This is a genomic window from Massilia luteola (assembly GCF_034420155.1).
Lineage (GTDB): Bacteria > Pseudomonadota > Gammaproteobacteria > Burkholderiales > Burkholderiaceae_D > Telluria > Telluria luteola.
The window spans coordinates 169,234-188,196 of the sequence record NZ_JAXOFN010000008.1 but is presented as its reverse complement, the minus strand read 5'-3'; the positions used below and the strand labels follow the sequence as shown (position 1 = coordinate 188,196).

At 66.0% G+C, this 18,963-nt stretch carries 22 protein-coding genes; 11 read left to right on the top strand and 11 right to left on the bottom strand.

Going from position 1 to position 18,963, the window contains the following annotated elements; all coding sequences use genetic code 11:
- Positions 1-3 precede the first annotated feature (3 nt).
- The 3 genes from U9J41_RS11865 to U9J41_RS11855 are packed head-to-tail and all read right to left on the bottom strand — an operon-like array spanning position 4 to position 1,128.
- On the bottom strand, positions 4-183 hold the full coding sequence (locus tag U9J41_RS11865; RefSeq protein ID WP_322402386.1) for a hypothetical protein: 180 nt from the start codon (positions 181-183) through the stop codon (positions 4-6).
- Positions 180-608, bottom strand: coding sequence for a hypothetical protein (locus U9J41_RS11860; protein WP_322402385.1), 429 nt, complete (start codon positions 606-608; stop codon positions 180-182). Before U9J41_RS11860 ends, U9J41_RS11865 begins: the two co-directional genes overlap by 4 nt.
- Positions 609-633: 25 nt before the next feature.
- Positions 634-1,128 carry an Hcp family type VI secretion system effector gene (locus tag U9J41_RS11855; protein WP_322402408.1) on the bottom strand — a complete coding sequence of 165 codons (495 nt, stop codon included), beginning with the start codon at positions 1,126-1,128 and terminating at the stop codon, positions 634-636.
- A 103-nt stretch (positions 1,129-1,231) separates the two neighbouring features.
- Here U9J41_RS11855 and U9J41_RS11850 point away from each other — a divergent pair, with 103 nt between their 5' ends.
- Together U9J41_RS11850 and U9J41_RS11845 are read left to right on the top strand one after the other, a co-directional pair.
- Entirely contained in the window at positions 1,232-1,591 is a 360-nt protein-coding gene (locus tag U9J41_RS11850) for a hypothetical protein (RefSeq protein WP_322402384.1), read from the top strand.
- Between the two features lie 75 nt (positions 1,592-1,666).
- On the top strand, positions 1,667-2,161 hold the full coding sequence (locus tag U9J41_RS11845; protein WP_322402383.1) for a hypothetical protein: 495 nt from the start codon (positions 1,667-1,669) through the stop codon (positions 2,159-2,161).
- A gap of 11 nt (positions 2,162-2,172) precedes the next feature.
- Here U9J41_RS11845 and U9J41_RS11840 read toward each other — a convergent pair whose 3' ends face one another.
- Positions 2,173-3,144 (bottom strand): flagellin N-terminal helical domain-containing protein, encoded by a 972-nt coding sequence (locus tag U9J41_RS11840; protein WP_322402382.1) that lies wholly within the window; start codon positions 3,142-3,144, stop codon positions 2,173-2,175.
- 190 nt (positions 3,145-3,334) lie between these two features.
- On the opposite strand from U9J41_RS11840, the gene U9J41_RS11835 reads away from it, so the two are divergent.
- Positions 3,335-3,919: a TetR/AcrR family transcriptional regulator gene (locus U9J41_RS11835; protein WP_322402381.1), complete on the top strand. Its 585-nt coding sequence runs from the start codon at positions 3,335-3,337 to the stop codon at positions 3,917-3,919.
- Positions 3,920-3,991: 72 nt separating this feature from the next.
- Positions 3,992-4,573: a DUF308 domain-containing protein gene (locus U9J41_RS11830; RefSeq protein ID WP_322402380.1), complete on the top strand. Its 582-nt coding sequence runs from the start codon at positions 3,992-3,994 to the stop codon at positions 4,571-4,573.
- A gap of 58 nt (positions 4,574-4,631) precedes the next feature.
- On the opposite strand, the gene U9J41_RS11825 is transcribed toward U9J41_RS11830, so the two are convergent.
- Positions 4,632-6,158 (bottom strand): poly(ethylene terephthalate) hydrolase family protein, encoded by a 1,527-nt coding sequence (locus U9J41_RS11825; protein ID WP_322402379.1) that lies wholly within the window; start codon positions 6,156-6,158, stop codon positions 4,632-4,634.
- A 173-nt stretch (positions 6,159-6,331) separates the two neighbouring features.
- On the opposite strand from U9J41_RS11825, the gene rpiA reads away from it, so the two are divergent.
- Together rpiA and U9J41_RS11815 are read left to right on the top strand one after the other, a co-directional pair.
- Positions 6,332-7,009, top strand: a complete 678-nt coding sequence (rpiA, locus tag U9J41_RS11820; protein ID WP_322402378.1) for a ribose-5-phosphate isomerase RpiA — start codon at positions 6,332-6,334, stop codon at positions 7,007-7,009.
- Between the two features lie 11 nt (positions 7,010-7,020).
- Positions 7,021-7,359, top strand: coding sequence for a hypothetical protein (locus U9J41_RS11815; RefSeq protein ID WP_322402377.1), 339 nt, complete (start codon positions 7,021-7,023; stop codon positions 7,357-7,359).
- A 31-nt stretch (positions 7,360-7,390) separates the two neighbouring features.
- Here the strand turns inward: U9J41_RS11815 and U9J41_RS11810 are convergent, their stop codons facing one another.
- A complete protein-coding gene (locus tag U9J41_RS11810; protein WP_322402376.1) occupies positions 7,391-7,663 on the bottom strand; it encodes an oxidative damage protection protein in 273 nt (90 codons plus the stop codon).
- 319 nt (positions 7,664-7,982) lie between these two features.
- A complete protein-coding gene (gene argA, locus U9J41_RS11805; protein WP_322402375.1) occupies positions 7,983-9,296 on the bottom strand; it encodes an amino-acid N-acetyltransferase in 1,314 nt (437 codons plus the stop codon).
- A gap of 54 nt (positions 9,297-9,350) precedes the next feature.
- Here argA and hrpA point away from each other — a divergent pair, with 54 nt between their 5' ends.
- Both hrpA and U9J41_RS11795 read left to right on the top strand, forming a co-directional pair.
- A complete protein-coding gene (hrpA, locus tag U9J41_RS11800; RefSeq protein WP_322402374.1) occupies positions 9,351-13,508 on the top strand; it encodes an ATP-dependent RNA helicase HrpA in 4,158 nt (1,385 codons plus the stop codon).
- Positions 13,509-13,606: 98 nt separating this feature from the next.
- Positions 13,607-14,062: a DUF2214 family protein gene (locus U9J41_RS11795; protein WP_322402373.1), complete on the top strand. Its 456-nt coding sequence runs from the start codon at positions 13,607-13,609 to the stop codon at positions 14,060-14,062.
- Positions 14,063-14,065: 3 nt separating this feature from the next.
- Here U9J41_RS11795 and U9J41_RS11790 read toward each other — a convergent pair whose 3' ends face one another.
- A complete protein-coding gene (locus tag U9J41_RS11790) occupies positions 14,066-14,653 on the bottom strand; it encodes a DUF6622 family protein (RefSeq protein ID WP_322402372.1) in 588 nt (195 codons plus the stop codon).
- A 196-nt stretch (positions 14,654-14,849) separates the two neighbouring features.
- On the opposite strand from U9J41_RS11790, the gene U9J41_RS11785 reads away from it, so the two are divergent.
- Positions 14,850-15,725 (top strand): dioxygenase family protein, encoded by an 876-nt coding sequence (locus tag U9J41_RS11785; protein ID WP_322402371.1) that lies wholly within the window; start codon positions 14,850-14,852, stop codon positions 15,723-15,725.
- A 16-nt stretch (positions 15,726-15,741) separates the two neighbouring features.
- On the opposite strand, the gene U9J41_RS11780 is transcribed toward U9J41_RS11785, so the two are convergent.
- The 3 genes from U9J41_RS11780 to U9J41_RS11770 are packed head-to-tail and all read right to left on the bottom strand — an operon-like array spanning position 15,742 to position 17,235.
- Entirely contained in the window at positions 15,742-15,936 is a 195-nt protein-coding gene (locus U9J41_RS11780) for a hypothetical protein (protein ID WP_322402370.1), read from the bottom strand.
- Positions 15,937-15,979: 43 nt separating this feature from the next.
- Positions 15,980-16,396 carry a secondary thiamine-phosphate synthase enzyme YjbQ gene (locus U9J41_RS11775; RefSeq protein WP_322402369.1) on the bottom strand — a complete coding sequence of 139 codons (417 nt, stop codon included), beginning with the start codon at positions 16,394-16,396 and terminating at the stop codon, positions 15,980-15,982.
- Between the two features lie 38 nt (positions 16,397-16,434).
- A complete protein-coding gene (locus U9J41_RS11770; RefSeq protein WP_322402368.1) occupies positions 16,435-17,235 on the bottom strand; it encodes an HDOD domain-containing protein in 801 nt (266 codons plus the stop codon).
- A gap of 216 nt (positions 17,236-17,451) precedes the next feature.
- On the opposite strand from U9J41_RS11770, the gene U9J41_RS11765 reads away from it, so the two are divergent.
- Both U9J41_RS11765 and U9J41_RS11760 read left to right on the top strand, forming a co-directional pair.
- Positions 17,452-17,901 (top strand): FKBP-type peptidyl-prolyl cis-trans isomerase, encoded by a 450-nt coding sequence (locus tag U9J41_RS11765; protein ID WP_322402367.1) that lies wholly within the window; start codon positions 17,452-17,454, stop codon positions 17,899-17,901.
- 87 nt (positions 17,902-17,988) lie between these two features.
- A complete protein-coding gene (locus tag U9J41_RS11760) occupies positions 17,989-18,942 on the top strand; it encodes an IS1595 family transposase (protein ID WP_322402366.1) in 954 nt (317 codons plus the stop codon).
- Positions 18,943-18,963: the final 21 nt, after the last annotated feature.

Below are 18,963 nucleotides of genomic sequence, written 5' to 3'. Positions count from 1 at the left end.
ACCTCAAACCGTCGTCCCCCGTTTTCGCAACTGGCGGCGAAGCCGAAAATTATCTGCCACGACACCAACGAGAACGACGGTGTTTAGCGTGCTGAGCGCATCATTCCCGAGGTAGTGCCAGAACGCCCAAGCGACCAACGACACTCCGGCACCCGTAGCGAGCAACAACAGCGAGTCTTTCATCTGAAGTTCTCGTAGAGCTTGTAGTATTTCCGGCCCGAGACGCTTGGGTTGTATATGCCCGGCCTTCGATGGAGAAGTGACGTGAGCCACGGACGGCCGAATCCCCACCTCGACGCCTCGAAAAGCACATCGGCTAACGACGTGCCACCGGCCAGCGTTCGGCCTGTCGCAACCGCAAGGCTGCCGATTGCTGCCCCCGTATAGTAGGAGGCACCCAAAGCCCCCAGCAAAGCCAGTTGCTCCAATCTAGTGCCTGCGCCTGCTATCTCCATCACAGTTACTTTCGTTCCGAACTTGTCGATGAAGGCAAGGATGGCCGCTATGGTCGATATCGCAAGCTGCTGCGTTCCAAAAAGACTTTTCGGTGGTGCGGTAAGCCCGAGGTCTTCCATGTTTTCTTTGAAGTACTTGTAGAAGTCCGACATTCGTGACCTCCAAGGTGGACGATGGTTACACAGCTACCTTATTGCTAGAAAGATCCCATCCGCCGGCAGTCGATCCACCAGCACCGCCAGAAATCTTCTGTGCCGTGTATTTCCATGTCATCTTGGAGAATTTCAGTTGGAAATGCTCTTGCATGCCGCCGGTCGGCGTCAGGCCCGGCTTCATGCAGCCGATTAGTACGTTCTCAAGCACCATCTCGAAGTACTTGACTCGCTCGCCATTGCCATCCGCACGGAAGAATTCGAATTTTGCTTTCGGGATGGTCTTGCCCATCGCGCAGTGTTGCAGCAAGAGGGGCGTGGACAGGTCGGTGAGCTTGGATACCACGACATCATCGAAATCGGCACGAGCCGATGTATGACCGCCGCTAGTCGAGGTTACGGGGCTGCGTGGTTGATCCACACCGAAGTGCACATTCAGGCATTCGATCCAGTCTTTGTGGGAAGAGTCTTGGGACTCGCCCTTGATGCCGTCAATCTGAAGATATGCGTCCACTGCCATGGTGCCCCCGTCGTAGTTGAGCAAGTGAACGATTGTTGTTCGGCAGTTTCAGGGCGACGTTGGCGGAAGTCAGGCGATTGCCGAACGCAGATCAACGGTCGGGTTGGCCTACCTCGACATTGCTGGCTCGGCGAATTGCGTCGTCAGTCGAACTTATGCGTCTTGCTATCCGGTCAGGCTGCGCGGCGCCATCCGCATCGGCCTGTCGTACCGCTACGAACTGCGTCCCGACGCCACCCTTGCCGACTACAATATGGAAGCGCAAGGCGACCTGCTCGCCGATTATTTCGCGCTGAAATACATGCGCAATCCGCGCGTCATGCGCCAGCGCCGCCATGCGCACCAGCTCGATCTGTACGAACAGGTGCTGGCCCGCTTTCTCGCCGATCCGCGCGACCCGGACAACCTGCCGCGCGGCGGCGCGCGCCGCTTCCTGCGGATCGTGACGTCCGTCTCTACCTGAACTTGCGCGACCTCAAAATTTGACGGCGGCACCGTCGTAGGCTGTCGCCTTGCGTTCCTCTCCCGCGATCCGGCCATGTCCAAAGCCTTCCGCATCCGAGTTCCGGTTTTACTGGTGTGCGCCTGGCTGCCGGCCGCGGCGGCCTTTGCGCGCGTCGGCGAGGCCGAGGTGCGCGAAGGCCCGCGCGGCGGCCCGTGCTTCACGATCACCCCGCGCGAAGAACGCCTGGGCACGCCGGATTTCCAGGCGATCATCGTGTGGGAGGGCGCACGCCCGGTGTGGAAGATGACGATGCCCAGGGAACGCACGTTCCCGCTCACGTTCGCGATGTGCGTGCCGTACGGCGGCAGGGTGGCGTCGCTGCCGCGCACGGCGTCGACGCCCCTGGCGCCGGGCCGGATCTACAGCCTGCGCATCGAGGCGCGGCCGGAGGCCAACGGCCAGGCCGCGTCCAGCTACGAGGCCAGGTTCTGCCTCGCGCGCCAGCATGACGGCAGCGCCGTCGTGCACCAGATCTGGAATGGCGAGCGGGAAGGGCGGCGGATGTACGGCTGCCTGCCGCCCGACTGAACCCGCCGTGCTTACTGCAGCAGCGACATGACCATCGACGACATGCTGTTGGTCTGTTTCAGCATGGCGGTGCCGGCCTGCATCAGCATCTGGTTCGACGTCATGCTCGACGACTCGGTCGCGAAGTCGACGTCCATGATGCGGCCCGTCGCGGCCTGCGTGTTGCTCGAGATGTTGGCCAGGTTGTTGTAGACGTGGTCCAGGCGGTTCGAGATCGCGCCCAGCTTCGAACGCAGGGCCGACACGGCGTCGATGGCGCCGCTCAGGTTCGAGATCGCCGACGTCGCATCGGCGGCGCCGTTGTTGGCGAGATTGGTATCGCCAGTGTGATCGGCCAGCGCATGGCCGATGGTCGCGATCGTTGCCGAGCCGTCGCCCGCGAAGCGTCCCGCGACGGCCGGATTGCCGCCGGTCGCGTTCTGGACGGCGGTGTTGACGGCGCCCAGTTCGGTGGAGAAGCTCGCGGTCATGGTTTCCGAATCGTCGGCGCCGATCTGGAACGTCACCGAGCCGTTCAGCTTGCCGGCCTTGGCCGCCTTGACCGGATTCACATCCGCCGGGTCGTTGGTGTTCAGCAAACGGGTGCCGCCGAACTTGGTGTTGCTGAAGATATTCGAGAGTTCGTCCGTCAGCGAATCGTATTCGGCCTGGAGCGCCGTCTTGTCGTCGGCCGAGGAGGAGCCGTCGGCGGCCTGGGTGGCCAGGTCTTTCATGCGGGTCAGGACGTTGTTGACTTCGTTCAGTGCGCCGTCGGCCGTCTGCAGCATGGAAATCGAGTTCTGGGTGTTGCGCATGGCGACCGACATCCCGCTGGTCTGGGCTTTCAGGCGGGTGGCGATCTGCAGGCCGGCCGCGTCGTCCATCGACGAATTGATGCGGTAGCCGGTCGACAGGCGGGTCATCGAGGTCGACAGGGTCGCCTGCGTGTGGCCCAGCGAATTTTGGGCGGACAGCGAGGCGACGTTGGTATGAAGGCTCAGCATGGTTGAAATCTTGTTGTTGTGAAGGTCTTGGGATGTGCAATAACTATCCTTAATGACAGGGCGACCAGTTTGCACTTTCTATTAAATTCCTGAGAGAAATTTTTTGAATTTGCCGATTTATACCTTGGTCGCGCTCGCGCCGCGCAAAAAGTCTTTGACATTCTACCTACTAGAAGGTAGGGTGTGCGGCATGAACAAACCCTCCACCACGGCCGACGACATCCTGGCCTGCGCGCGTTCCCTGATCGTCACGGGCGGTTATAACGGATTCAGCTACGCCGACATCGCGGAGGCGGTCGGTATTCGCAAGGCGAGCATCCATCACCACTTCCCCGCCAAGGTCGACCTGGTGAAGACGCTCGTCGTCCGCTATCGCGAAGCGGCCGAAGAAGGGCTCGGGAATCTCGAACACGGCGTCGCCGGTCCGCTCGACCAGTTGCGTGCGTATGTCCAGTACTGGAAGAGCTGCATCGGGGATGCCAGCGCGCCGTTCTGCGTATGCGCCTTGCTGGCCAGCGAATTACCGATTCTGCCGGATGACGTGGCCGTGGAGATCCGGGCGTATTTCCGCTTCCTGTCGGGATGGCTGACGTCCGTGCTCGAGCGCGGCGTACGGCAGGGGACCGTCGCGCTGACCCATCCACCGCGCACGGAGGCGGAAGCGTTCATGGCGACGGTGCACGGCGCGATGCTGTCGGCCCGTGCCTACGGCGATGCCGCCATGTTCGGCACCATCATGGATCCGCAACTGGAGCGCATGGCGGCCAAAAACTAGGGTGCACACTTGTGCATTTTTTTAATCGACATGCCTACCAACTGGTAGGTAGGTAAATTCGAAGGAAGACCGATGAACGACTCGCACGCAATGCCGGACCGCGCCGCCCAGGAACGCTGGCTGAAGACGTACTACTTGACCCGGGCGGTATTCTCGTTCGTCTGGGTCGCCGCCGCCGTGGGCGTGGCACGGTATTCGACGGGCTTCGCCGCCGCGCTGCTCGTGTGCTATCCCGCCTGGGACGCGCTGGCCAACGTGGCCGATGGATCGCGCAGCGGCGGCCTCGCCGCAAACCGGACGCAGGCCGCGAACGCCGTCGCCAGCCTGGCGGTGGCGGCCGCCGTTGCCGTCGCGCTGCCCGACATGCACCGGGTGCTCGGCGTGTTCGGCGTTTGGGCCATCCTGTCCGGGCTGCTGCAACTCGGCACGGGGCTGCGCCGCTGGAAGGCGTACGGCGCGCAATGGGCGATGATCCTGAGCGGTGGCCAGTCGGCCCTGGCGGGCGCCGTCTTCATCCACCAGGCGGGGACGGCCGTCGAGCCGACGATCGCCACCGTGGCCGGATATGCCGGCTTTGGGGCGTTCTACTTCCTCGTGTCGGCACTGTCCTTGCACGCCGTGGCGTGGCGTCGCAGGGGCGCCGTGGGCCGTTAGGCGCCGGCCAGCCTACAGTGCGGCACGACGTCGGGATCGATGCGGCAGGCCGTGCGGATTACTGTTGACCGGCCGGCTCACCGAGCGCGCCCAGCCGTTCGCGCGCATGCATCTGTCCCGGCTCCAGCGCCAGCGCCTGCCGGTAATTGGCGATGGCCGCGTCGCGCTCGCCCGCCGCTTCGCAGGCCTGGCCCAGGCCGTCGTAGAGGAAGTCGAAGCGCTCCGGATACAGCTTCACACTAAGCCGGAACACCTGCAAGGCGTCCGCCGGGCGCCGTTCGCGCAGCAGCTTCATGCCCCAGTCGTGCGCCTGCAGCGGGTCGAGGGTCAGGTCGGGGTTTTGCGCGTGCAGGCGGTCGTAGATGGCGCCGATGTGCTCGAAGCCCTGCTGGCCCAGCTGGTCGAGGAAGGTGTCGAGCGTGGGCGGGGCGCCAGCCGCGCGGTGCACGGCGAACGACACGAAGCCGGCCGGCGGGCGCTGCGCGGCGAGCGCGTCGTCCAGCTGGCGGCGCGCGGGGGCGTCGTTCTTCAGGCGGGCGTCGAGGAAGCGTTCCACCATGCGCGCCATCGCGCCATACGATTGTGCCACCTGGGCGCGCGTGCGGCCGATGAATGCGGCGTCCGGCGCCATGCGCTGCGACCAGGACGAAAAATCCATGTGGTTCGCGGCAGCGAGCGTGGCGAGGTAGACGTCGGCATAGCGCACACGCGCCAGCAGTTCGGTGCCGATAGCGCCCTCGTCCTGCAGGCGCGTCATGTACAGCAGCGGGATGCCCATGCGTTCCGGCGTGACGTAGCGCGCGGCGCGCGGGCCGCCGTTCACGTAGTCGTAGGCGGCGCGCAGCGAGCCGTCCAGCGTGACGAGGGCGCGGATGCGGTCGTCGCGGGCCGCGGCCAGCACGCTCGCCAGGCTGCCCCAGCTGTGGCCGACGACGGCGATGCGGTTCGGGTCGGCCTGCGCCAGCGTGTGGGCATAGCCGACGAGGAAGCCGATGTCGTCGGCCTGGGCTTCGGCGCCTTCCAGGTCGGCCGTCATCGCGTGCGAGCGCGGGCCCAGCGAGGGCGTGGCGAGCACGATATAGCCGTGGCTCGCCAGGTATTCGCACAGGTCGGCGTTCTCGATCGCGTAGGCGCTGTGGCTGGGCGCGTAGATCACGACGGGGAATTTGCCCGGACGTTCGGGCGCGTCGCGCAGGGCGCGCACGGGGTTCGCGAGTGCACGCTGGACCTGCGCTTCGCGCGTTTCGACGAGCGCGTCGGTGGCGCGGCGCACCTGGTCGGGCATGCGGCTGAATTCTTCCTCGGTCGCGACGGTCGTCACGTAGTCGCGGTACGTCATGGCGCCGCCGGTGCCGATGGCCGGATACCAGACGAGCGTCTGCAGCGGCCGCGAGCGGTCGCCGCTCGTGGCCTGCGCCGTGACCGGATTGCGCGGGTGCTGGTAGACGCGCGCCCGGTCGTACTGTTGGCGGACGTGGAAGCCGACACGGTACGGGCCGGACGGTGCGGACGGCATGAAGTCGGCGGCCGCGGCGGTGTGCGCGAGGACGAGGGCGAACAGGAAGGTGGTCAGGGTCCGGAACATGGGTCGTTGGGCGTGGTGGTGTCCGAGGCTGAGACAGGTGTTTCTTTGGTTGCAAGATTATATGCTGAATTGGCATGAAAACTGTCGCGAAAGCGTGGCGGATCGTGGCCGTTGCGGCAAGGAGGGCCGCCGAATCCGCTAAAATGTCGGATTCTTCACCTCTTACCAACATCATGACTCAGGACGAACTCAAGCAGGCTGTGGCCCGCGCCGCCATCGATCACGTGGTCGACGGCGAAATCATCGGCGTCGGCACCGGCTCCACCGCCAACTTCTTCATCGACGAACTCGGCAAGATCAAGTCGCGCATCAAGGGCGCCGTGGCGTCGTCGGAAGCGACGGCGGCCCGCCTGCGCGGCCACGGCATCGAGGTGTTCGACCTGAACGACGTCGCGGCGATCTCCGTCTACGTCGACGGCGCCGACGAGATCAACGCCGGCGGCGCCATGATCAAGGGCGGCGGCGCGGCGCTGACGCGCGAAAAGATCGTCGCGTCCGTGTCGGGCAAGTTCGTGTGCATCGCCGACGGCTCCAAGCTGGTCGAGACCCTGGGTACGTTCCCGTTGCCGGTCGAAGTCGTGCCGATGGCCGCGAATGCCGTCAGCCGCAAGCTGGCCGCGCTGGGTGGCCAGCCGCGCCTGCGCACGAAGCCGGGCAGCACGGACGCCTTCGTCACCGACAACGGCGGCTACATCCTCGACGTGGCCGGCTTGTCGATCACGGACCCGGTGGGCCTGGAATCCGACATCAACCAGATCGTCGGCGTGATCGCCGTCGGCCTGTTCGCCCGCCGCGGCGCCGACGTCTGCCTGCTGGGCACGGGCGACGGCGTCAAGTCGCTGACGTTCTGAGCGGAGCGGACATGAAGCGCGCTCCGGTTCTGCTGTCGATCGCCGTGGCGGCCGCGTTGGGCCTGGGCGGTTGCTCCCTGTTTCATCACCGCATGCCGGCACCGGCCGCGCCGGCCGCACCCGTGGCCGCCGCGGCGCCGGCCGTCGAGACGATTCCATTCCACACGGGCGTGTCGTCGGCCACCGTCGAGAAGATGGCGAAGCAGCAAGGTTGTACGGGCGGGCAGGGCGCCGGGCTGATCACGCAGCCGGGGCCCGTCGAGGTCTATCGGATGCGCTGCGAAAGCGGGACGATGAGCGGGAAAGTGTTCATGGCGCGGTGCGAACTGCGCCAGTGCAGGCAGATGTAGGGTGGACGGCGCCGCCGTCCACCCTACCTGATCAGGCGGCCGGCGGCACGTAGCCGGCGGCCTCGTCGGCGCCTTCGCCGAAGAAATGGCGTTCCATCTGCGTGGCCAGGTATTTGCGGGCGCGCGCGTCGGCCATGTTCAGGCGGTTTTCGTTGATCAGCATGGTCTGGTGCTTGAGCCAGCCATCCCACGCCTCTTTCGACACGCTTTCATAGATGCGCTTGCCCAGTTCGCCCGGGTACGGCGGGAAGGCAAGGCCTTCGGCTTCCTTGTTCAGTTTGACGCAGTGGACGGTGCGGGCCATGTTCTTGCTCCTGGTTCGGTATCGGAAAAACGTGATTATAAGGCGGCCGGGAAAAAGCTACCTGCCGTGAGCGACGAAAGTTACTTGCCGTGAACATCGAACGTTACTGCAGTGAACAACGACTGTTACTGCGGTGAACATCGAACGTTACTGCGGTGAGCAACGACCACTACCTGCCGTGAACAACGTCGCCCCTGCGAAGGCAGGGGCCCAATTTGCGCGCGTGGCGGCGCAACGGGATCGGCGGATTACTTGGGTTCCCGCGTCCGCAGAACGACCGTTTACTTGGGTTCCGTCTGTCGCGGGAACGACGGCGTTTTCACAGCTGCTTGATCAGGATCTGCGACCGTCTCTGCCAGTTGTACATATGCGCCCGGTCCTTGGGCAGGTCGTCGACGGTCGCGAGCACGAAGCCGCGCTTCTTGAACCAGTGCGACGTGCGCGTGGTCAGCACGAACAGCTTGGTCATGCCGGCCGCGCGGGCGCGGTTTTCCATGTGTTTCAGGATGCGCTCGCCGTCGCCCTGGGTCTGCGCATCCGGGCTCACGGTCAGGCACGCCATTTCCGCCATCTTCGATTCGGGGAACGGGTACAGCGCGGCGCAGCCGAAGATGACGCCGTCGTGCTCGATCACGGAGAATTGCTCGATCTCGCGTTCGATCAGTTCGCGCGGACGCTTTACCAGCGTGCCGTCCGCTTCCAGCGGTTCGATGAGCTTGATAATGCCGCCGACGTCCTCAATCGAGGCCTGGCGCAGGCTTTCCAGGTTGTCGTGCGTGATCATCGTGCCCACGCCGTCGTGGGTGAACAGTTCCAGCAGCGCGGAGCCGTCCAGCGAGTAGGGCACGATGTGGGCGCGGTCGACGCCGCTGTTGCAGGCCTTGATGGCGTGCTGCAGGTAGAACGACGCGTCGTTCGGCAAGAAACCGGCCTGCAGCACGGCCTCGGCCTGGTGCGACGACAGTTCGCGGATGTCGCCGCCGCCGGCGTCCTTCATCAGCGGCGTCTCGGTGATGAAGACGAGTTTTTCGGCGTGCAGGGCGATCGCGGCGGATACCGCTACGTCTTCCATCGTCAGGTTGAATACCTCGCCCGTCGGCGAAAAACCCAGCGGCGACAGCAGCACGATGTTGTCCTCGGTGTTGAGGATCGGCTGGATCTTGTCGGCCGCGACCTTGCGCGTGACGCCCGTCAGCTCGTGGTCGACGCCGTCGATCACGCCGAGCGGGCGGGCCGTGACGTAGTTGCCGGAGACGATGCTGATATGGGCATTCGACATCGGCGTGTTGGGCAAACCCTGGCTGAACGCGGCCTCGATGTCCAGGCGCAGTTCGCCCGCGGCTTCCTTGGCGCATTCCATCGCCGCGCCGTCCGTGACGCGCACGCCGTTGTGGAAGCGGCCCTCGACGTTGCGCAGCGCCAGCTGTTCGGCCACCTGCGGCCGCGAGCCGTGCACCAGCACGACGCGGATGCCGAGTCCGACCAGCAGCGACAGGTCTTGCGCGAGCACGGGCAGTACGCCGTCCGCGACCAGTTCACCGGGGAAAGCGACGACGAACGTCTTGCCGCCGAAGGCGTGAATATATGGCGCGACGGAGCGCAGCCACTGGACGAATAGGGTAGGGTTTTCCATTTGCCGCATTATAATTCGCTGCGCGACTTGCGCACCAAATCCTCGTAAAAATCAATGTCTGAACAGAGTAACAAGCCCGCGCCGAAGCCGGCGCGCGCACCTTCTCCCGACCGTTCCCCGCAAGCGCCGCGCAGCGATGCGCGCCGCGGCCCGCGTCCGCCCGCGCGCGAGGGCGCGCTCGCGAGCGCGCTCGCACAGGCGCAGGTGCGTGCGCCGCACGACGACGCCGGCGCGCAGGAGCGCCCGGCCAAGCCGCGCGACGGCGGATCGCGTCCGCGCGAAGATCGCGCCGCGCGCGGCGATGGACGCAAGCCCGCGGTTCGGAATCCCCTGCCGCCCATCGTCTTCCCGGAAGAGCTGCCCGTCTCGGGCCGGCGCGCCGAAATCGCGAAGGCGCTGATGGAGAACCAGGTCGTGATCGTGTCCGGCGAAACCGGCTCGGGCAAGACGACGCAGCTGCCGAAGATCTGCCTGGCGCTGGGCCGCGGCGAGAAGGGCATGATCGGCCATACGCAGCCGCGCCGCATCGCCGCGTCGTCGACGGCGAAGCGCATCGCGTTCGAGCTGGGTTCGCCGCTGGGCGAACACGTGGGTTATAAAGTCCGCTTCAACGACACGCTGTCGGCCGGCGCCTGGGTCAAGCTGATGACGGACGGTATCCTGCTGGCCGAGACGCAGACCGACCCGCTGCTCAAGGCCTACGACACGATCATCATCGACGAGGCGCACGAGCGCAGCCTGAACATCGACTTCCTGCTCGGCTACCTGCGGGAGATCCTGCCGCGCCGGCCGGACCTGAAGGTGATCATCACGTCCGCGACGATCGACGCCGACCGCTTCGCGCGCCATTTCGGCACGCCGGACAAACCGGCGCCCGTCATCGAAGTGTCGGGCCGCCTGTACAAGGTCGAGGTGCGTTACCGCCCGGTGGAGCGCGACCAGGAATTCGCGGCCGCCGACGGCAAGCCGGCGTCGAAGGCGCAGGCCGCGCGCGACAAGCGCGACCTGATGGATGCCGTCGTCGACGGCGTCGACGAATTGTGCCGGCTGGGCCAGGGCGACGTGCTCGTGTTCCTGCCCGGCGAGCGCGAGATCCGCGACTGCGCCGAGGCGCTGCGCAAACACCATCCGCCGCACGTGGACATCCTGCCGCTGTTCGCGCGCCTGTCGGTCGAAGAACAGGACCGCGTCTTCCGCACGACCAACGCGCGCCGCATCGTGCTGGCCACGAACGTGGCCGAGACGTCGCTGACGGTGCCCGGCATCCGCTACGTCGTCGATGCCGGCTTGGCGCGCGTAAAACGCTACAGCTATCGCAACAAGGTCGAGCAGCTGCAGGTCGAGCCGATCGCGCAGGCCGCCGCCAACCAGCGCGCGGGCCGTTGCGGCCGCGTCGCGGACGGCGTCTGCATCCGCCTGTACGAGGAAGCCGACTTCCTGCAGCGGCCGAAATTCACGGACCCGGAAATCCTGCGCTCGTCGCTGGCGGCCGTCATCCTGCGCATGAAGTCCCTGCACCTGACGGACGTCGAGACCTTCCCGTTCGTCGAGCCGCCGCAGGGCCGCGCCATCGCCGACGGTTATCAGCTGCTGCAGGAACTGGGCGCCGTCGACGACGCCAACGAGCTGACCCCGATGGGCCGCAAGCTGGCCAAGCTGCCGCTCGATCCGCGCGTGGGCCGCATGATCCTGGCCGCCGTCGACAATGTGTGCCTCAGCGAGATGCTGATCATCGCGTCCGCGCTGTCCGTGCAGGATCCGCGCGACCGGCCGATGGAATACCAGCAGCAGGCCGACGAGAAGCACAAGAAATTCGCGGACGAGAAGAGCGAGTTCCTGGGCTTCCTGAAGATCTGGCGCTGGTTCGAACAGGCCATCGAGCACAAGAAGACGAACCGCCAGCTGCAGGACAACTGCCGCGAGAATTTCCTCTCGCAGGTGCGCCTGCGCGAGTGGCGCGACGTGCATTCGCAATTGCTCACCATCGTCAAGGAACAGGGCTGGCGCCTGAACGAGACACCCGCGACCTACGACCAGCTGCACATGGCGCTGCTCACGGGCCTGCTGGGCAACATCGGGTACAAGATGGAAGAGGAAGGCGGGGCGCAGTCCGGCGGCGCCTACCTCGGCGCGCGCGGCATCAAGTTCCACATCTGGCCCGGTTCCACGCTCGGCAAGAAGGCCGGCAAGTGGGTCATGGCGGCGGAGCTGGTCGAGACGACGCGCCTGTACGCGCGCTGCATCGCGCAGATCCAGCCGGAGTGGATCGAGAAGATCGGCGGCCACCTGCTGAAGAAATCGTGGGGCGAGCCGCGCTGGGAAAAGCGCACGGCGCAGGTCACGGCGAGCGAGCGCGCGACGCTGTACGGCATCGTCGTCTACAGCCAGCGCCGCATCAACTACGCGCTGCACAATCCGCAGGAGGCACGCGAGATATTCATCCGCGACGCGCTGGTCGGCGGCGACTACGAGACGCGTTCTCCGTTCTTCGCCCACAACCACAAGCTGATCCGCGAGATCGAGAACCTCGAGCACAAGTCGCGCCGCCTCGACGTGCTCGTGGACGACCAGCTGATCTTCGCGTTCTACGACAATGAGATCCCGACGGACGTCGTGAACGGCGCGGGTTTCGAGAAGTGGTACAAGGACGCGGCGCGCGACAACCCCAAGCTCCTGTACCTGAACCGCGAAGAGTTGATGCGCCACGAAGCGGCGGGCGTCACGACGGAGCTGTTCCCGAAGACGATGAACGTCACCGGCATCGAGATGGGCCTCACGTTCCACTTCGAGCCGGGCAGCCCGCGCGACGGCGTCACGCTGACGGTGCCGCTATTCGCGCTGAACCAGATCCCGCGCGAGCGCGCGGACTGGCTCGTGCCGGGCATGCTCAAGGAGAAGGTGCAGCTGCTGTTGAAATCGCTGCCGCAGAAGCTGCGCCGCCACTGCGTGCCGCTGCCGGACTACGCCGCGCGCTTCTTCGAGCGCAACGAGGACCCGGTGCGCTTCGGCCGCGGCGACCTGATCGACGCGCTCATCGCCGACATCCACGCGCAGACGGGGGTGCGCGTGATGACGACGGATTTCAAGCTGGAGACCTTGCCCGCGCACCTGTTCATGAATTTCAAGGTCGTGGATGAACACGGCCGCCAGCTCGACATGGGGCGCAACCTGGCCACCTTGCAGGCGGAACTGGGCGGCCAGGCGCGCCAGAGTTTCCAGCGCATGGCGGAAAGCACGCCGGCCGCCGCGCAGTCCGGGGCGAAGCCGCTCGCGCAGCCGCTGGCGGCCAACGCGCCGGCGCCCGTGCCTTCGCATGCGAAAGGAAAGGCCGCGCCCGCGCCGGCGGCCGCCGCCGCGCCGAGCGCCCACACGAACATCACGGGCTGGACCTTCGGCGAGCTGCCGGAACTGCTGGAGATCACGCAGGGCAAGATCACGCTGATCGGCTTCCCGGCGCTCGTCGACAAGGGCACGCATTGCGACCTGGAGGTGTTCGACGACCCGAACGTGGCGGCGCGCACGCACCGCATCGGCCTGCGCCGCCTGTTCGCGCTGCAGTTCAAGGACCAGCTGAAATTCGCCGAGAAGAACGTGCCTGGCCTGCAGCAGATGGGCATGCAGTTCATGTCGGTCGGCACGCCGGACGAGCTGCGCGAGCAGATCGTCAACAAGGCCATCGAGATCGCCTGCCTGCAGGACCCGCTGCCGGTCGATGCCGCCTCGTTCAACAAGCGCCGCGACGAGGGCAAGGGCCGCATCGGCCTCCTGATCAACGAGACCGCGCGCCTGGCCGGCCAGATCCTCGCGGAGTTCCACGGCCTGCCCAAGCGCCTGCAAGGCTTGCCGCAGGCCGTCGCGGGCGACATGCAGGCGCAGTTGCAGGGCCTCGTCCACAAGCGCTTCATCGCCGAGACGGACTACAGCCAACTGGCGCACTTCCCGCGCTACCTGAAGGCGATGAACGTGCGCCTCGAAAAGCTGCGCGGGAATCCGGCGCGCGACGCGCAGCTGATGGCCGAGTGGCAGGCGGCGGCGACGCAGTTCCAGCGCACGGTGAAGAACCAGCCGCTGAAGAACCTCGATCCGCGCATGATCGAGTTCCGCTGGATGCTGGAAGAGCTGCGCGTCTCGCTGTTCGCCCAGGAACTGCGCACGCCGATGCCGGTGTCGTCCAAGCGCCTGCAGAAGGTGTGGGAGTCGATGCTGCGCTGAACCGGGGTCAGAGCCCGATTTTTGGCAATTTCCTGAAATCGGGCTCTGACCCCGAAGTTTGCTACAGTTGACATCCCATCACTGTCAGCGACCGCATCATGACCGACCTCCTGCTCGCCATCGTCCACCACCTGATCGTGTTCGGTCTCGCGGCCGTGCTGGCCGCCGAACTGGCGCTGATGCGGCCTGCCGCGATGTCGCCGCACACCGTGCGGCTGCTGGGGCGCTTCGATGCGGCGTACGGTGTGATGGCGCTGGCGATCCTCGTCGTAGGCTTCCTGCGCGTGAAGTACGGCGCGAAAGGCCCCGCCTTCTACATGCACAACCCGGTGTTCTGGGCGAAGATTGCCGCCTTCGCCGTCGTGGGCCTGGTCTCGATCCGGCCCACCCTGCGCATCCTCGGCTGGCAAAAACTGGCGAAGGCGGATGCGGCGTTCGTCCCGGCGCTGGACGAGGTCAATGCGCTGCGCCGGACGATGCTGCTGGAGATCCACGTGTTCGCGCTGATCCCGATCTTCGCGGCGATGATGGCGCGCGGCGTCGGCTACAGCTGAACCTTACGCGGCGGCCGCCGTGCCCGCCGGCAGCAGGCGGTACGACGCCAGGTCGCGCGCCAGGCGGCCGGCGAACCAGCCGTTGAACACGCCGAACAGGCCGCACACGGCGCAGGCGAACAGCGTGTCGTGGCGCAGCTGCGGCGCGACGGACAGCGCCACGGACGCCACGTACTTCGTGAAGAACACGGCCATCATCATGACGAGCGGCAGCCGGCTACCCAGCACGCGCACGTGGCCCGGCACGTTGCCGGCCTCGATGCGCCGGCCGCCGGCCAGCCCGGCCAGCCCGGCCAGCAGCGCCATGCCGGCCGCCGCCAGCGCCCATGCGGCCAGCGCCAGGCCGCCGAGGCCGAACTTCGCGTTCATGTCCTGCAGCGACAGCACCAGCATCACGGCCGGGATCATGACCAGCTTGCGGAGTTCCAGGTCGCGGTCGCGCATGGCGATCATGCCGCGCTGGACGAGGAAGGCGAGGATCGCCCAGACGTAGAACGGGGTGTGGGTCAGGATCTGGATCAGCATGGCGGGCTCCTTGAATGCGTTAAGTGGTGCCACTGTGCCGGGACGCCGGTCCGTCCGTGCGCCCATGCGACGAGATGCCGCAGCGCGGCGCGAAATGCGGCGGGATGGCGCGAAGTGCGGGCGGCGCGCGCGTCTTTACGCAGCTTTACAGTGGTTGACGGCGCTTAACGTTCCCCCATCCGACAATGCGTCGCGCGCCTGGCATGCCGCATCCATACCGATAAGCCGGGCCGGATACTCGTTTCGTAACCCAGGGGGACCCATGGACCATTCACATCACAGCCTTGCCGAAGACCTCGAGCGCATGCTCGCCACCGAGACCAGCCGGCGCCGCTCGCTGCGCTGGCTGCTCGCGTCCGCGGCCGCCGTGCCGCTCGCGAGCTGCGGCGGCGGCAGTTCGAGCGCCGGCACGACGGCATCGACGGCGGCGTCGACGACCGGCGGCACGACCGCCATCACCGGCACCACCGGCACCACGACGACGACGGGCACCTGCGCCGTCATCCCCGAGGAAACGGGCGGCCCGTACCCGGGCGACGGCACCAACAGCAACGGCAGCGGCGTCGCGAACGCGCTGACCCTGTCCGGCATCGTGCGCAGCGACATCCGCACGAGCGTGGCGCCCGGCAGCGCGACGGCGGCCGGCATTCCGACGACCCTGAAACTCCAGATCGTCAACGTGGGCGCGGGCTGCGCCAGCGTGGCCGGCGCCGCCGTCTACCTGTGGCATTGCGACCGCGACGGCAATTATTCGATGTATGCGAGCGGGCTGACGAACGAGAACTACCTGCGCGGCGTGCAGGAGGCGGACAGCACGGGCACCGTCACGTTCACGACGATCTTCCCGGGGTGCTACTCGGGCCGCATGCCGCACATCCACTTCGAGGTCTATCCGAGCCTCGCGAAGGCGGCGAGCGCGTCGAACCGCATCAAGACGTCGCAGATGACCTTCCCGATGGCGACCCTGAACGAAGCGTATGCGACCACCGCCTACAGCGCCAGTTCGCGCAACCTGGCCTCGATGAGCTATGCGACCGACAACGTGTTTTCCGACGGCACGTCGCTGCAGATGGCGTCCGTGAGCGGCGATCCGGTCAACGGCTATGTCGTCACGCTGACGATCGGCGTGTCGTTGTGATGGCTCGACCGGCGTACTAGGCGGGTTTGCCGCCGTTCAGTCCCAGGTAGCGCCCGTCCTCGGCGACGTGCGCCGGATCGACGTCCATCACACTGTCCGACATGGGCGTCAGCTTGTTGAGGATGATGAATTCCATCGTTGCGTATCCATGCGACAACGTCTCGTCATGATCGTCCGGGTACTGTGCGTAGCGGTAGACTTTTACGGTCATCGAGACCTCCAGTTCAGTGTTTGGCGTCCATTGTTGCCAGGGTTCAGTCGCCCAGCACCGTGACGACGACATGGCGACTATGCTCGGCCACCCGGTGCTCCCACAAATAAATGCCCTGCCACGTGCCGAGCAGCAGCCGCCCGTCGCCGACCGGTACGGTGACGCTCGTGGACGTCAGCATGGTGCGCACGTGCGCGGCCATGTCGTCCGGGCCTTCGGTGCGGTGGCGGTACGCGGGGTCGCCGTCCGGCGCGAGGCGCCTGATGATGGTTTCCAGGTCGTGGCGCACGTCGGGATCGGCGTTTTCCGTGATCAGGAGGGAACAGCTGGTGTGCTGGACGAACACGTGCGCGAGCCCGCAGCGGATGCCCGAGCGGGCGACGGCGTCGGCGACGGCGGACGTGATGTCGCGGCTGCCGCGTCCGAACGTGTTGAATTCGAGGGTGGACTGGTAGGGCATGGACGGCTCCTTGCGTTGCCGTCCATGCTACACGAGGTTCAGGGTGCGGCGGAGAATGCGTCGTGCGCGGGGAAGCGCGCCGTCATCCATTCGCGCGAGAGGCGCAGCGTGTCGATCACGTCGGCTGGCAGCGTGTCGAGGATGGCCGGGTCGTCGCTCGGCGTGTCGGCCAGCAGGCTGGCCACGTGGATGATGCCGCCCAGCTGGCAGAACGGGTGCGCCGCCATCGGGTCGGACGAATTTTCCAGCGCCCGCACGATCTTGTCGGGGAAGTTCCAGCGGCGGCCCAGTTCGGCCGTGATCTGGCCTTCGGACAGGCCCAGCAGATGCTGCTCGCGCTCCCAGCGGCCGCCCGGCAGGTGCGGCAGCTGCTCGATCTCCGCGAACGTCGTCGGCGCCACCTGATAGATCAGCAGTTCGCCCAGGCGCAGCATCATGCCGGCCAGCCAGGCTTCGCTGCCGTCGATGCCGAGGCCGCCCGCCAGCCATTTGGCGTAGCCGGCGCAAGCCATGCTGCTTTTCCAGAACTCGTCGGAATCCAGGCCGGGCAGGGACGGAAAGGAATCGGAGAAGCACGTGGCCAGCGCGAGCGTGCGGATGTGGGCCATGCCCGCGAGCGAGATCGCTTCGTCGAGCGAGCTGACGTTGCGGCGCGAACCGAAGCGGGCGCTGTTCGCCAGGCGCAGCAGCTTGGCCGTCAGCGCCGGGTCGCGCGCGATGACCGCCGCGACCTTCCTGGCGGACGCGTCCTCGTCGTCGAGGGTCGCGATCAGGGCGTGGGCCACTTCGGAAATCGTGGGCAGTTTGACGTCGTCAAAAAATTGCGCAAGGCTGATCATGGATATCTTTCATCGTACGGTGCTGGGTGCAGTGTAAGCCTTGACGGTATTGCCTTAGCGAATTATTTTAGGTTTCCGAGAAAATTGTTGCGGAGGCGTCTTCGCATACAATCAACTTTGAATTTGTAACAAAGAAAAACAAATGTAAAGGCAACCTAAACATGGACCTGCGGTAAGGTTGCCTGCCTTTACAAAACCTTACGCATCAGGGATCCAATGACATTCAAGCCTTCCTTCTCCGCCGCATCCGTTGCCGTTCTTGTCGCCGTCCTGAGCCTCGCCGGCTGTGGCGGCGGCGGCGGCGATTCGTCGTCCGGTACGACCGCCGTGGCGAATCCCGCCCAGTTCAGCGCCACCGACGTCGTCCTCGGCACCGGCACCGAGGCGGCCAGCGGCAAGACCGCGACCGTGACCTACACGGGCTGGCTGTACAGCGACACGGCGACGGACCACAAGGGCACGCAGTTCGACGCCGGGACGTTCACGTTCACGCTTGGGCAGAACCAGGTGATCGCCGGCTTCGAGCAGGGCGTGCTGGGCATGAAGGTGGGCGGCAAGCGCACGCTGCTGATTCCGTCCAGCCTGGGCTACGGCGCGACCGCCAACGGTGCGATCCCGGCCAATTCGGGACTGGTGTTCGACGTCGCGTTGACGGCCGTGCAGTAAAAAAAGGCTGTGTTCGCGTTCGTTATGTGAACTGAATCTGGTTGCGGAGGTCATACGTATCGTCGAGTTAACTCATGAGGAGTGACGATGCGCGGCCTACCCTTCGACGACGTGTTCACGCTGTTGTCGGCGGCGCAGCTCTCGGCTACCGACCTGGTCCGGCTGCGCGAATGGATCGCTGGTCTGTCGCATCCGGCCGAATGTATCGCCCTGATCGAACAGGCCGCCAGAGGCCGGCCGTGTCCGCGCTGCGGTTGCGGTCGCGTACACCGCTGCGGCCAGGCGAGCGGCCTGCAACGCTTTCGGTGCCTCGCCTGCGGACGCAGCTATAACGCCCTGACCGGCACGCCGCTCGCTCGTCTTCGCAAGAAAGAGTGCTGGCTACCGTTCCTGCAATCCATCCTCGAATCGCGCACGGTGCGCGACGCCGCGCGCGTGACCGGCGTGCACCGGACGACCAGTTTCCGGTGGCGCCACCGGTTCGTGCCCGGCGCGATGCGCGACCGTCCGGCAATGTTGACGGCCATCGTCGAGGTGGACGAAACCTATCGTCTGGAATCGCAGAAGGGGTCGCGCAGCCTGACGCGGCGGCCGAGAAAGCGCGGCGGCGTGGCCAGTCGGCGCGGGATCAATCGTGAGCACGACTGCCTCCTCATCGCGCGCGACCGTACGGGGCAGACGCTGGACTTTCATACGGGCCGGGGCCAAGTGACGGCTGCGCAATTGCATGCGTGCCTCAAGCCGGTATTGCCGGCCGATGTGTTGTTGATCAGCGACGGGGCCGCGGCGTATCGTCGTTTCGCCGTGCAAGCGGGCATCACGCACGAGGCGGTGAACGTGAAGGCTGGCGTGCGGGCGCGCGGCGCGATCCACATCCAGAACGTCAACAGCTGGCACAGCCGTTTCAAGAGCTGGCTGGTGCGCTTCCGCGGCGTCGCGAGCCGCTATTTGATCAATTATTCGGGCTGGCAACGACTGCTGGATGCGCGGCGGCTGACGACGCCTGCGCACCTGTTGTGCGCTGCGGCGCAGCGCGGCTAGGCGGCAGCGCTCGCTTACCTA